Below are 12,521 nucleotides of genomic sequence, written 5' to 3' on the forward strand. Positions count from 1 at the left end.
CGCTAAGTGCATCGATGCACTCGGTGCAACAAGACTGGTCAGCGGCTGGACGGGCCGCGCCTGCTACCGCTCGAACGTCCAGTTCTTGTCCGTCAGCATCCGGGCCACCGCGAGCCCGATCGCGAGCGCGACGATCACCAGCCCGGCCTCGACCGTCGATGCCAGGGCCTCGAGCGTGGCGCCGCTGTTGAACTCGTAGACGGCCCGGTACGCCGTCACGCCCGGCACCATGATGACGACGGCGGGCACCGACATCGTGATGCGCGGGACCTTCATGGCAGGCGCGATGTAGGCGGCGAGGACACCGACGATCAGGGCGGTCGCCGCGGCCGCAGCCTGCGACGCGAAGCCCGCGTCGATGAGCTCGAGGCGCGCGACGTTCGCGACCATGCCGATCGACGCCCCACCCACGGCCATCTTCCACGGGCTGTTGAACATCAGCGCGAAGCCGAGCACCCCCGCGAAGCTCGCGAGCGCGCGCAACGCCACGAGCAGCGTCTCGTCCAGGGCGGGCGGCGGGAGCCGGTCGGGCTGGAGCCCCGCGATCGCGGAGATCGCCCACACCGCCAGGGCAGCCGACGCAAGGATCATGAGGGCGTACGTCATGCGGGCGATGCCGGCCGAGAAGTCGAGCCTTGCGAGGTCGAGCGCGGCGGTCACGAGGGCGAACCCCGGGACGAGGAACAGGACCGCGGACACGTAGCCCGCCTCGTGCCCCCCGGCGACGCCCATCAGGTTCTCGAAGACGAGGACGATCAGCAGGTACGCCGTCGCGGCCACGGCCGCCGCGAGCATCGTGGTGCCGAACTGGTTGATGCCCTTGTGCAGCATGGCCCGACGCACCATCTGTCCGAAGAACGCCCCGACGAACACCGCGCCGCACTCGATGACGCCGCCGTTGTTGAGGAACGCGAACGCCGCACAGGCGATCGCGGCCCACAGCGCGTTGAGGAACGCGCCGTAGAGCAGCGGCTTGGTGGCGATCCGTTCGAGCTCGGCGTCGACCTCGGCCGCCGTGACCCGCTCCGGCAGGTCGCCGACGTAGACCTCAAGCTCGGACAACCGGTCCGAGTTGATGCCGATGGCCCGAACCTCCGCGACCTCCGTGCGGAAGTTGCGGTCCCGGTAGGACGTCGCGGTGATCTCGGTGAGCGTCACGTGCGCCGCGGTGCGGTCGAGCCCCAGAGCACGGCCCACGCGCGTCATGTGGGACTTCACGCGGTAGCTGCCGGTCCCTGCCGAGAGCGCGAGGTGGCCGACCCTCAGGACGGTCCCCGACTGCCGCACCAGCTCGCTCGGCCCCAGGCCCGGTTCGTCGGTCGCGTCTGCTGTCACCCCGACATGATCGCCCGTCCGGCGCGCGCGTGCACCCAAGGCCCGGTCCGGTGAGACGGTCCGGTCCACACTCCCCGACGGACGGTCAGAATCCTGCACGAGTGCCGAGAGGCCCCGGACCGCGCGGGTCCAGGGCCTCTCGAGAAGCGGAGGGCGAGGGATTCGAACCCCCGGTTGCTTGCGCAACAACGGTTTTCAAGACCGTCACATTAGGCCGCTCTGTCAGCCCTCCAGGTTGCTCCGACGCACATTCTGGCACGTCCGAGCGGTCGGATGCCCCGGACTCCCGGCCGGGCACCACGATCCCCCCACGACGACGGCGGGTCACCCTGGAGAGGTGGCCCGCCGTCGCGCGGTGAGTCGTCGTACGAGACGCCCCACGGGGCGGTCGCCGAGGATCGGTTCAGGCAGCGCCCGAGCGAAGCTGGCGCATCGCGAGCTGCACGAGCGAGATCAGCGTCTGCTTGGTCGCCGCACGTGAACGGGCGTCCGTGTACAGCATCGGGACGTGAGCAGGGATCTGCAGGGCCTCGCGCACGTCCTCGAGCTTGTGCTTGGCCACGCCGTCGAAGCAGTTGACGCCCACGACGAACGGGATGCCACGCGACTCGAAGTAGTCGATCGCCGGGAAGCACTGCTCCAGACGGTCGGTGTCGACGAGCACGACGGCACCGATCGCACCACGCACCAGGTCGTCCCACATGAACAGGAAGCGGTCCTGCCCCGGGGTGCCGAACAGGTAGAGCCAGAGCGATCCCGGCAGCTCGATACGACCGAAGTCCATCGCGACCGTGGTCGTCATCTTGCGGTCGCTCACGCCACCCGCGTCGTCGACGCCCACCGAGTGCTCCGTCATCGCGGCCTCGGTGTTGAGCGGCTCGATGTCCGAGATGGAGCCGATGAAGGTCGTCTTGCCGACCGCGAACCCGCCCGCGACGACGATCTTCACGACCGTCGGTGCGGTGCGCGCGGCCTGCGGGGCGGGGGCGGCCGCCGGGGCGACAGGCTGCGGTGCCGTCGGAGCCGGGTTCGCCTGCGCCTGGGCCGGAGGCGTCTGGTGGACCGTCGGAGCCTGCTGCGTGGCGACGGGCGCCTGTCCCTGCGGGGCAGCAGCAGGCGCGCTGCCGGGCTGGCCGCCCAGGACGCTCTGGCGCACCGGCGCTGCCGACGGCGACCCCGCGGACGGGGCCGCGGACGCAGGCGCGGCGGCGGCCGCCGGCGCTGCGACCGGGGCCCACGACGGACCCGGTGCACCGGCGGGTGCCGACGCTCCGGGGGCGCCCGTGATCAGGGTGCCACCAGCAGCCTGCGGCTGGCCGGCAGCACCGTCAGAGGGTGGAAATGCCATTGAGAACACTCTCCAAGATGCTCAGGGACAGTCCCGAGTTGCTGCTGCCGTGGCCGGTGTGAACGTTGAGCGGGGTCGACGTGTGCACCGTGAGGTAGTTCTCCTCGGCGAGGTCGGCGACCAGGATGCGGGTGACGCCCAGGGGCATCCGCAGGAGCGCCGAGAGCTCGGCGATCGACACGTAGTTGTGCGCGGCGTGCTGGAGGATCGCACGCTTCTCAGGAGGCAGGCCGTAGCTGTTCACAGCACCCGGCATCACCTCGACCAGCGCCTCGAGCGGGAGGTCCGAGGTCGCCGAGCGGACACGTCCACCGGTCACCGCGTACGGACGCACCGTCGCGGCCTCGTACGAGTCCGAGCTGTGCGCTCCCAAGCTGCCAAAAGGTGCGTTCGTCATCGACCTGTCCTCATCCCACCGGGGCTCGTGTTGCTCCGTCAACGGGCAGGCTACCGCGCATCTCCGAGATGAGCTGAGGCGTCAACGTCGCCTCGGTGCGGGAGACGAGGAGCGCCATCTCGTAGCCGATCAGCCCGATGTCGCACGTCGACTCGGCGACGACGCCGAGGACCGACCCGTTCGAGACGTTCATGAGGAAGAGGAAACCGTTGTCCATCTCGACGATCGACTGGCGGACGTTGCCCCCGTTGAGCTGGCGGGCCGCACCGCGGGTCAGGCTCGACATGCCGGACACGATCGCCGCGAGCTGGTCGCCGCTCGTGCGGTCGAGCTGGTCCGACATCGCCATGAGCAGGCCGTCGGCCGACACCACCAGCGTGTGCCGGCTTCCCGGGACGGTCCGCACGAAGTTGTCGAGCAACCACCCGAAATTGGTTGCTTCGGTGCTGAGCGCGTTCACACTTCCTCCTTGTCAGTTGCCACAGATCGCGAGCTGTACGTCACCGCGACTGCGGCGCTGAGTCGGGGACATCATTGCCGTGCGAGGCAGGTTGCGTCGAACCTGTCTCGTCGTCGGCCTCGACCCGTCCCCGTGCGGTCGCCGACTGGAAGGCTGCGAGGCGTGCCCGCAGCTGCTCCGGATCACGATCGATCTTCGCCGTGAACCGGTCGACGTACTCCTCGCGGTTCACGGTCCGAGCCCGACGAGTCAGGCCCGAGCTCGTCACGTCCGAACGTTCCTGGGGGCTGTACGTCCCCGCGGAGTCGGCGTACGCCTTGCCCTGGACCTCCGGACCGTTGCGCAGCAGCGTCGACATCTCCTCGTAGAGGACCGCCGAGGCGATCCAGTCCGAGCGAGCCTCGACCGAGTCCGACACGTAGCCCGGGTCCAGCGGCTCGATCGGCTCGGGCGCAGGGCGACGCACGAGCGGCGTCGAACCGGCCGGCGCACCCGCGGACTCGTGGCCCGTGGTCGGAGCCGCTGCCGGCGCCTGCGGCGGGGCGAACGCGGTCGGCGCAGCGGGGTGCTGGTACGCGACCGGCTGCTGGACGGGAGCCGCCTGCTGGACCGGAGCGGCCTGCTCGACCGGCGCCGGCTGCTGGAAGGCCATCGGCTGCTGCGTGTGCGGTGCGGAACCTGCCGGCTGCGACGCGAGCGCTGCGGCCGACGGCGTCACGACGGGCATCGCACCCGTGCGGGGTCGCCGGTTGAAGATGCCGCGCTTGCGCGCCTGGCTCTCTCGCAACGACCTGCGCGTCGGGAGGTCGGCCATGAGGTCCTCGAACCTGGGGAGCGCCTCGAACGAGAGCTCCTCCGGGATCTCCTCCCGAGCCTCCGGCTCGTGCGGGGCCTGCGCTGCGGGAGCCTGCTGCTGGACCGGCTGGACCGGCTGCTGCTCCTGGACCGGCTGCGGCGCGTAGGCCTGCGGCTCGCGGTACTGCTGCACGGGCTGCTGCTGGACCGGGGCCTGGTACGTGCTGGCCGGAACCGCGGGAACGTCGTGGACCGGGGCCTGCGGCGCCTGCGCCGTGCGCTGCGGGAGGTCGGGCGCGGGGGCCGCCGAGGCCACGGAGGTCTCGGTGACCGGCGACTCGTTCACGACCGGCGGCGTGCGCTGCGGGAGCTCGGGCTGGGGGGCCTCGACGGACGTCTGCTCGCTCACGAAATGCGTCGCGGCCTCGGGCGCCTCGACGCCCTGGACGGGAGCCTCTGCTGGTGCGAGCGGCTCGATCGCGAACTGCGGGGCCCACGTGCCGTCGTCGGGCACGAAGTCCGGGACGGAGATGTCGGTCGCCGACACGTCCGGCGCGGCGTCGAGCTCGACGGCCTGCTGCTCCGACGTGGACGTGTCCGCCGCACCGAGGGCGCGGAAGCTCGAGAACATGGCCGAGCGGGTGCTCACGTCGAGCACGGGGATCTCGGCCGACTGAGGCTGCACGGGCGGCATGACCCCGGTGGTCTCCGCAGGGCTCGCGGCGCGTGCCCGGCTCGGGAGCGAACTGCCCGACGAGGCCACGCCCTCGGGCGGGGACCATGCCTCGGGAGCGGCCGGCAGGTCGAGCGGGAGCGACGGCGTCGCGAGCGGCGGCAGGACGATCGAGCCGGTCTGCGGACCGGGGACGAACGAGGCGCTCGGCGCGGACCCGGCGGGGTCCATGCCGCGCGAGCGACGACGGGGCATGCCGGTCGAGGTCGCGCCGTCGGTCAGGGCCGCGAGGTCGACCGGGATCGCGACGGGAGCGTCGTTGTCGATCTGCGGTGTCGTGGTCGTGGCCGGGCCCGAGTAGACGGGGGCCGACGGCTGCGCGGGAGGCGCGGAGAGCTGGTTCGCCGCGACCTGCGTGCGGTTGTCCAGCGGGTCGGTCGGCATCGGCAGCGGGACGTTCGAGTCCGGCACGAACAGGACGTTGGGGAAGCTGACCGTGACGAGGGTGCCTGCGCCCTCGGGTGCGCGCTCGAACGTGACGCTCGCGCCGAGGCGGTCGGAGATGCGCCCGACCACGTACAGGCCCAGTCGCTGCGAACCCACGACGTCCGAGGCGGCGTGCGCGTTGACCTTGCGGTTCGCCTCGACGATCTCCTCGGGCGTCATGCCCAGACCGTGGTCGCGGATGATGATCTTGACGAACCGCTCGTCGCGCGCCGTGCTGACCTCGACGGGCGTGTGCGGCTCGGAGAACATCGTCGCGTTCTCGAGGAGCTCGGCGATGAGGTGTGCCGCGTTGAGCGCGTTGTGCCCCAGCATCAGCGGGTCGACGACGAGGTTCAGCCGGACGCGGTCGTACAGCTCGATCTCGGACGACGCCGTACGGATGACGTCGGAGGCCGGCATGGGCTGCCGGACGCGACGGCCCGAGTCGATGCCTGCGAGCACGAGGAGGGACTCGGCGTTGCGGCGCATCCGGGTCGCGAGGTGGTCCAGGCGGAAGAGGTTCGACAGCGTGTTCGCGTCTTCCTCGGATCGCTCGAGGTCGTCGAGGAACGCCAGCTGGCGGTTGAGCAGCACCTGGTCGCGACGAGCCACGTTGACGAACATCTCGGCGATCGAGCCACGCAGGGCCGCCTGCTCGCGGGCCACCTGGATCGTCGTGGAGTTCACGTCGTTGAACGCGTTCGCGAGCTGACCGACCTCGTCGCTCGACTCGACCGTGATGGGCTGGATGTTGATGCCCGGGCCCTGGCCCGGCACCGAGACCTGCTCGACCATGCGCGGCAGCTGGTCCCGGACGTCCTGGGCCGCGCTCGTGAGGCGACGCAGCGGGTTCACGATCTGGCGGGCGATGGCACCGGCCACGAGGATGCTGGCGCCGAACGCGACGAGGGTCACGAGGATCGTCAGGACGGCTCGCGTCACGGCCGCGGCCGCGATGTCCGACGCGGTCTCGCCGGCGTCCTTGCGGACCTCGTCACGGACCGGGGTGATGTCCGCGAGGTCGTTGGCGGAGGCCGTGGCCCAGTCCTCCTTGTTCGTCACACCGACCGCGGCGTTGGCGGCGAGCGAGTTGCGCAGGTTGACGTAGGAACCGAGCGGGGACGGGATCGCGAGCCCGGTGCGCAGCTCGCGCACCTCCTTGCGGGCGGCCGCGGCCTTGGTCTCTCCCTCGCTGACGAGTCGGGCGGCACGCTGGGCGTCCTCGCGGACCCCCTGCGTGACCTCGCCGCCGTTCGCCTGGTCCTGGGCGATGTCCTGGAAGAGGAACGAGACGACCGGGAGCTCGAGCGCGACCTGGCTCATGAGCACGTTCGACGCGACGTACGCGTCGAGCACCTGTGCCAGGCCCCGGTCCTGCGCCGTGTCGGCCAGCACGCGGGGGACGTCGAGCGCGTCGTCGATCAGGGTGTTGTACGACGACGTGAAGCCGAGCTCCTGGATCGTCTGGTTGTCGATCTTCTTGCGGAGCGCGTCCAGCTCGGCGCGGTCCTTGACCGTCGCGTCGACGGCCCGGGACACGCGGGGGTCCAGCATGGACATCTTGACGTCGCCGTACATGCGGTCACGTCGGTCGAGCGCCTTGTCGGTCTCGGCGCGGGCGGCCTCGACCAGCGCGTCGGCGTTCTCGACGCCACGCACCCGCTGGAGCTCTGCGGCGCGCTCGGCGGCGACGGCCTTCCCGGCGACGTCCTGGGAGGCGAAGGCCTCCACCAGGGCGACGGTCTGGTTGGCCACGCGCGCCTCGTTGATCGCCTGAACCGAGAAGACCGTTGCGGCCAGGAACAGGACGAAGACAGGCAGCGCGAGTGCCGCAAGGATCTTCCCGCGAACGCTCAACCTGCGGAGCATACGAACCTCTCTCCATACCCTGTGACCAGCGGATCGTCGTGAGGTCCGGTCGGCTGCGACCATCCCCCACTCGCCAGACGTGCGTACTAACTATCGGTGCACTTGCCCCAGGGACCTAATCCGGTCATCCAGGGCAAGCCGGAGGCTTCGTGGAGGATTCCGACGATGCCCGACACCCGTCCTCGTCGACGAGGCCGTAGTGTCTTTCGCGTGCGAGCCGTCACGATAGCCGCCCCGGGTGGCCCAGGGGAACTCACCGTGTCCGACCTCCCTGACCCCGTCCCGGGTCCGGACGAGGTGCTGATCGACGTCGTCTCGAGTGGCGTGAACCCTGCTGACCTGCTACAACGTGCCGGAAAGTACCCCCCGCCAGCGGGTGCGCCGGTATGGCCGGGTCTCGAGGTTTCTGGGGTGATTTCGTCCGTCGGGTCGCGTCTCACAGGGTGGGACGTCGGCGACGAGGTCGTCGCCCTCCTGGACGGGGGCGGATACGCGGAGAAGGTCTGCGTCCGCGCGTCCCAGGTGCTCCCCCTGCCGAGCGGCGTCTCGCTCGTCGACGGCGCGGCCCTCCCCGAGGCCGTGTGCACCGCGTGGAGCAACCTGGTCGACGTGGGCCACCTCGCCCGCGGCGACGTCCTGCTCGTGCACGGCGGGTCGGGTGGCGTCGGATCGGTCGCGACGCAGATCGGCGCAGCGCTCGGCGCGCGCGTCGTCACGACTGCGGGCGGACCGGAGCGCGTGGCCCGCTGCCTCACGCTGGGAGCCGACGTCGCCGTCGACCACCGCACGCAGGACTTCGTCGCAGCGGTGCGCGAGGCCTCGGACGGCACAGGCGCCGACGTGGTGCTCGACGTCGTCGGGGCGGCGTACCTGGACGACAACCTCCGGGCGCTCGCCACGGGCGGGCGGCTGGTGGTGATCGGCATGCAGAAGGGGCGCCGCGGCGAGCTCGACCTGGGCGTCCTGCTCGCCAAGCGCGCGACCGTCGCGGGGACCACGTTGCGCGCACGGCCCGCGCAGGAGAAGGCCCGGCTGGTCCGGGACGTCCTGACGCACGTGTGGCCCTTGGTCGAGGGCGGGCAGGTGCGGCCGGTGGTCCACGCGCGGCTGCCGCTCGACCGGGCGGCGGACGCCCACCGCCTCATGGAGTCGGGCGAGGTGTTCGGCAAGGTCCTCCTCGTGCCGTGAGCCTCGCGCCGTGAACGGCCCGGCCGTCGCGCTCGGCGACCGTTCGGGACAGACTGGGTCCATGAGCGACGACGCACGAGGCGACCTGTCCCCCGAACCGTCCGAGCAGCCCGCGCCCCCGGAGCGCGGGCGGGAGCAGGGCGCGGACTCGGACGACGGGGCGAGGCGCGGATACACGGTCATCGCCCCCGACGGGAGCGAGGTCCCGCCGCGGGACGACGTGGGCCAGGACACGGCAGGCGAGGAGCGTGACCCGGGCGCGGCCGTCGAGGAGCCCGCGAAGGTCATGCGGATCGGCGGCATGATCAAGCGGCTGCTCGAGGAGGTGCGCGACTCACCGCTCGACGAGGCGGCCCGCAGCAGGCTCGCCGAGATCCACGAGCGGTCGCTCAAGGAGCTCGAGGAGGGCCTCTCGCCCGAGCTCGTCGCGGAGCTGCACCGCATCTCGCTGCCCTTCACCGACGACGCCGTGCCGTCCGACGCCGAGCTGCGCGTCGCGCAGGCACAGCTCGTGGGGTGGCTTGAGGGGCTGTTCCACGGCATCCAGACCGCTCTGGTGGCGCAGCAGATGGCCGCGCAGGCGCAGCTCTCGCAGATCCGCCGTGCCCTGCCCCCGGGGGCGATCCCGGTCCCGGGCATGCCGGGGCAGCCCGGGCACCCTGGGCACCCCGCGCAGCGCGAGGGGGACGACTCCCGCCCGTCTCCCGGCCAGTACCTCTGAGGACCGTCCCGCCGCCCCGCCCAGGTGAGGGCTACGCGGGCGGCGGGTCGGTCCGCTGGGCGGTCATCGCGATCGCGCCGGAGACGAGCAGCAGGCCGACGAGCTCGAGCCACGAGGGGAACTGCTGCAGCACGACGGCGCCGATCACCACCGCGGTCGCCGGCAGCATCGCGAGGAGCACCGAGAACGTCGCCGCGCTGACGCGCCGCAGGATGAGCTGTTCGAGCACGTAGGGCACGACGGACGAGCAGACCGCGATCCCGACGACCGCGAGCAGCAGCTGCCAGTCCTCGAGCACGGCTCCCGACGACGGCGCGAGGAACGGCGCGAACACGAGCGCCCCCGCGGTCATCGCCACGGACAGCGACGTGACCCCGGACCCGGCCAGCGCGACGCGACGCCCCAGCAGGATGTACGCGGCCCAGCAGGCGGCTGCGATGCCGATCGCGACGAGCCCGATCACGACGTCCTCCCGCGGGATGTCCGACGTCAGGGTCACGCCCGCCAGGAGCACGACGCCGACGGCCGCGACGGCGATGCCGCCGCGCTCGCGCCAGCCACGCCCGGTGATCGCCGCGACGGCCACGGGGCCGATGAACTCGATCGCGACCGCAGAACCGAGGGGCAGGTGATCGATCGCGACGTAGAACGTCACGTTCATCGCGGCGAGCGCGACGCCGAACACCGCGGCCCACGCGAGCGTCCGCCAGGTCCAGCGCTGCCGCCAGGGGCGGCGCCAGGCGAGCAGCAGCACGGCGGCCACGACGATGCGCAGCCAGGCGACCTCGGGCGCCCCGACGACGGCGAACAGCCCGACCGCGATCGCGGCACCGAGGTACTGGGTCAGCCCCGAGACGACGAAGAGGGCGGGCGGCGGGACGCGGCCCGCCACGCTGCCGAGGGCACGACCGGGACGCGAAGACACGAGACGACCCTACGTCGCCGCGAGCAGCCCCCGGGACAGCCGGAACCGGGCCCGTCCGGGGTGCCGGGTGACGCCGTCGGGCCGCTCGAAGCGGCCCACGCGCAGGCGACGCGGCGACCGGAGCCGAGCACCGCCGTCGGGCGACGAACAGCACCCCGACCGCTCCAGGAGTCCCCCGCACGCACCATCACCCCCTGTGAGCCCACGACGACACCAGGGCGGGATGGCCCCACAGCCGTCGAGCGGGGGCGGAGCAAGGACCTCACCCCTTGACGGAACCCGCCAGGAGGCCTCGCACGAAGTACCGCTGCAGCGCCAGGAACACGATGAGCGGCACGATCATCGACACGAACGCTCCGGCGGTGAGCAGGTGCCAGGCGTTGCCGCGCGTCCCGGCGAGGTCGGCGACCGCGACGGTCAGCGGGCGTGAGTCCTGGTTGGCGAACGTGAGGCCGACGAGGAGGTCGTTCCACACCCACAGGAACTGGAAGATCGCGAACGACGCGATGGCCGGGACGAGCAGCGGCATGAGGACCTGGAAGAAGATCTTGACGTGCCCCGCGCCGTCCATGCGCGCGGCCTCGATGAGGGACGAGGGGATCTCCTTCATGAAGTTGTGCAGGAGGAAGATCGCGAGGGGCAGCGCGAAGATCGAGTGGGACAGCCACACGGTCCAGAACGTGCCGTTGATGTCGGCGTCGACGTAGGCCGCGAGGAGCGGGATGAGCGTGATCTGGATGGGCACGATCTGCAGCGCGAACACCGCGACGAACAGCAGGTTGCGTCCCTTGAAGTCGATCCACGCGAACGCGTAGGCGGCCAGCAGCGCGATCGAGATGGGGATGACGACCGCGGGGAGCGTGATGACGATCGAGTTGACGAAGAACGACGCGAGGTCGGCGGAGCCGAAGAGGACGTCGTTGTAGTTGTCGAGCGTGAACTGGGGGTCGCTGAAGGTGGTCCACCAGCCGGAGCGGCGGATGTCGAGGGCGGGACGGAAGGACGTGACGAGGAGGCCGATCGACGGGATCGTCCACAGGATCGCGATGATGATCGCGAGGCCGGACGCCCACGGTGAGCTGAGCTTGCCCTTGACGGCGATGGCCCGTCGTTCGGCGCGCGAGAGCTTGCCGACGCGCTGGATGTCCTTCGACGCCTCCGCGTCGACGGATGCGGGCAGCGTGGGCGGGACGGCGGTCATCGGACCTCCTCGGAGAGGCGGAGCTGGCGGACGTTGTAGACCACGATCGGGATGACGAGGACGAACAGGATGACCGCGAGCGCGGCCCCCAGTCCTTCGTTGGCCTGGCGGAAGCTCTGCGTGTAGAACTCGTTCGCCACGACGGACGTCCCGAACTGGCCGCCCGTCATGGTCCGGACGATGTCGAAGACCTTGAGCGTGCCCATGGCGATGGTCGTGATGACCACGACGAGCGCGGGCCGGATGCTGGGCACGGTGATGTACCGGAACATCCCGACGCCGTGGAGCCCGTCGAGGCGCGCGGCCTCGACGATGTCGTCGGGGATGGCCTTGATGGCGGCGGACAGGATCGTCATCGCGAACCCGGTCTGGATCCAGATCATGACGACGATGAGGAACAGCGTGTTGGTCGGCTGGTTGATGAGGAACTGCTGCGGGGGGATGCCGATCCACACGAGGAGCTGGTTGAGCAGACCGGTCTGCTGGATGTTCGCCTGGTCGGGGCGGTACTCGTAGACGAACTTCCAGATGATCGACGCTCCCACCATGGAGATGGCCATGGGCAGGAAGACCAGGGCCTTGGCGAGCTTCTCGAACCGGGTGCGGTCGACGAGCACGGCGTACACGAGGCCGATGAACGTCGAGACGATGGGCACGAGGATGACCCAGACCGCGGTGTTGCGCAGCACGATCTGGAACTGGTCGGTCGTGAACGCCGTGACGTAGTTGTCGAGGCCGACCCACTCCGCTCCCGTGCGGTTCTTGAAGGACGAGATGATCGTGAGGACGCCGGGATAGACGAGCCCGCCCACGACGAGCAGGACGGCCGGCCCGAGGAAGCACAGGACGACGACCCAGCGCGGGACGCGTTTTGGCTTGTCGACCGCGAAGAGCAGGCCTCCCATCACGACGACGAAGAGGAGCATCGCGAAGACCATCAGGCCGAGCTTCTCGGCGGTGGTCTCCGGTGTGGTGAAGAAGTCCATGAGGGCCTCCGGTCTGCCCGACGGCGTCGGCGGGCTGGGGCGGTTCGGTCACCCGCGGTCGTGGACCGGCGGGTGGGGTGGTGCGCTGTTGCTCGGTCGCCTGCGGAGACGTGCTGAGCCGGGGGGCCGCGCGGGGG

General features: G+C 71.0%; 10 protein-coding genes and 1 tRNA gene. 2 read left to right on the forward strand and 9 right to left on the reverse strand.

The window, feature by feature from the left end; all coding sequences use genetic code 11:
• Positions 1-63: 63 nt before the first annotated feature.
• From H9652_RS12550 to H9652_RS12575, 6 genes are all read right to left on the reverse strand, one after another.
• On the reverse strand, positions 64-1,335 hold the full coding sequence (locus H9652_RS12550; protein WP_191796555.1) for a threonine/serine exporter family protein: 1,272 nt from the start codon (positions 1,333-1,335) through the stop codon (positions 64-66).
• 147 nt (positions 1,336-1,482) lie between these two features.
• Positions 1,483-1,567, reverse strand: a tRNA-Ser gene (locus tag H9652_RS12555).
• 171 nt (positions 1,568-1,738) lie between these two features.
• A complete protein-coding gene (locus H9652_RS12560; protein ID WP_084690016.1) occupies positions 1,739-2,284 on the reverse strand; it encodes a GTP-binding protein in 546 nt (181 codons plus the stop codon).
• A 379-nt stretch (positions 2,285-2,663) separates the two neighbouring features.
• Positions 2,664-3,080 (reverse strand): DUF742 domain-containing protein, encoded by a 417-nt coding sequence (locus H9652_RS12565; protein ID WP_030151140.1) that lies wholly within the window; start codon positions 3,078-3,080, stop codon positions 2,664-2,666.
• A 10-nt stretch (positions 3,081-3,090) separates the two neighbouring features.
• Entirely contained in the window at positions 3,091-3,540 is a 450-nt protein-coding gene (locus H9652_RS12570) for a roadblock/LC7 domain-containing protein (RefSeq protein WP_030151141.1), read from the reverse strand.
• A gap of 40 nt (positions 3,541-3,580) precedes the next feature.
• On the reverse strand, positions 3,581-7,351 hold the full coding sequence (locus tag H9652_RS12575) for a sensor histidine kinase (protein ID WP_191796556.1): 3,771 nt from the start codon (positions 7,349-7,351) through the stop codon (positions 3,581-3,583).
• A gap of 177 nt (positions 7,352-7,528) precedes the next feature.
• Between H9652_RS12575 and H9652_RS12580 the strand changes: the two genes are divergently transcribed.
• Positions 7,529-8,551 (forward strand): NAD(P)H-quinone oxidoreductase, encoded by a 1,023-nt coding sequence (locus H9652_RS12580; protein ID WP_225228176.1) that lies wholly within the window; start codon positions 7,529-7,531, stop codon positions 8,549-8,551.
• 61 nt (positions 8,552-8,612) lie between these two features.
• Positions 8,613-9,272 carry a bacterial proteasome activator family protein gene (locus H9652_RS12585; RefSeq protein WP_225228177.1) on the forward strand — a complete coding sequence of 220 codons (660 nt, stop codon included), beginning with the start codon at positions 8,613-8,615 and terminating at the stop codon, positions 9,270-9,272.
• A gap of 31 nt (positions 9,273-9,303) precedes the next feature.
• Here H9652_RS12585 and H9652_RS12590 read toward each other — a convergent pair whose 3' ends face one another.
• From H9652_RS12590 to H9652_RS12600, 3 genes are all read right to left on the reverse strand, one after another.
• Positions 9,304-10,197 carry an EamA family transporter gene (locus H9652_RS12590; RefSeq protein WP_318244150.1) on the reverse strand — a complete coding sequence of 298 codons (894 nt, stop codon included), beginning with the start codon at positions 10,195-10,197 and terminating at the stop codon, positions 9,304-9,306.
• 262 nt (positions 10,198-10,459) lie between these two features.
• Complete coding sequence (locus H9652_RS12595) at positions 10,460-11,398, reverse strand: carbohydrate ABC transporter permease (protein WP_191796558.1); 939 nt, start codon at positions 11,396-11,398, stop codon at positions 10,460-10,462.
• Positions 11,395-12,384 carry a carbohydrate ABC transporter permease gene (locus H9652_RS12600; RefSeq protein WP_191796559.1) on the reverse strand — a complete coding sequence of 330 codons (990 nt, stop codon included), beginning with the start codon at positions 12,382-12,384 and terminating at the stop codon, positions 11,395-11,397. Before H9652_RS12600 ends, H9652_RS12595 begins: the two co-directional genes overlap by 4 nt.
• Positions 12,385-12,521 lie beyond the last annotated feature (137 nt).

This window comes from Oerskovia rustica (assembly GCF_014836555.1).
GTDB classification, from domain to species: Bacteria; Actinomycetota; Actinomycetes; order Actinomycetales; family Cellulomonadaceae; genus Oerskovia; species Oerskovia rustica.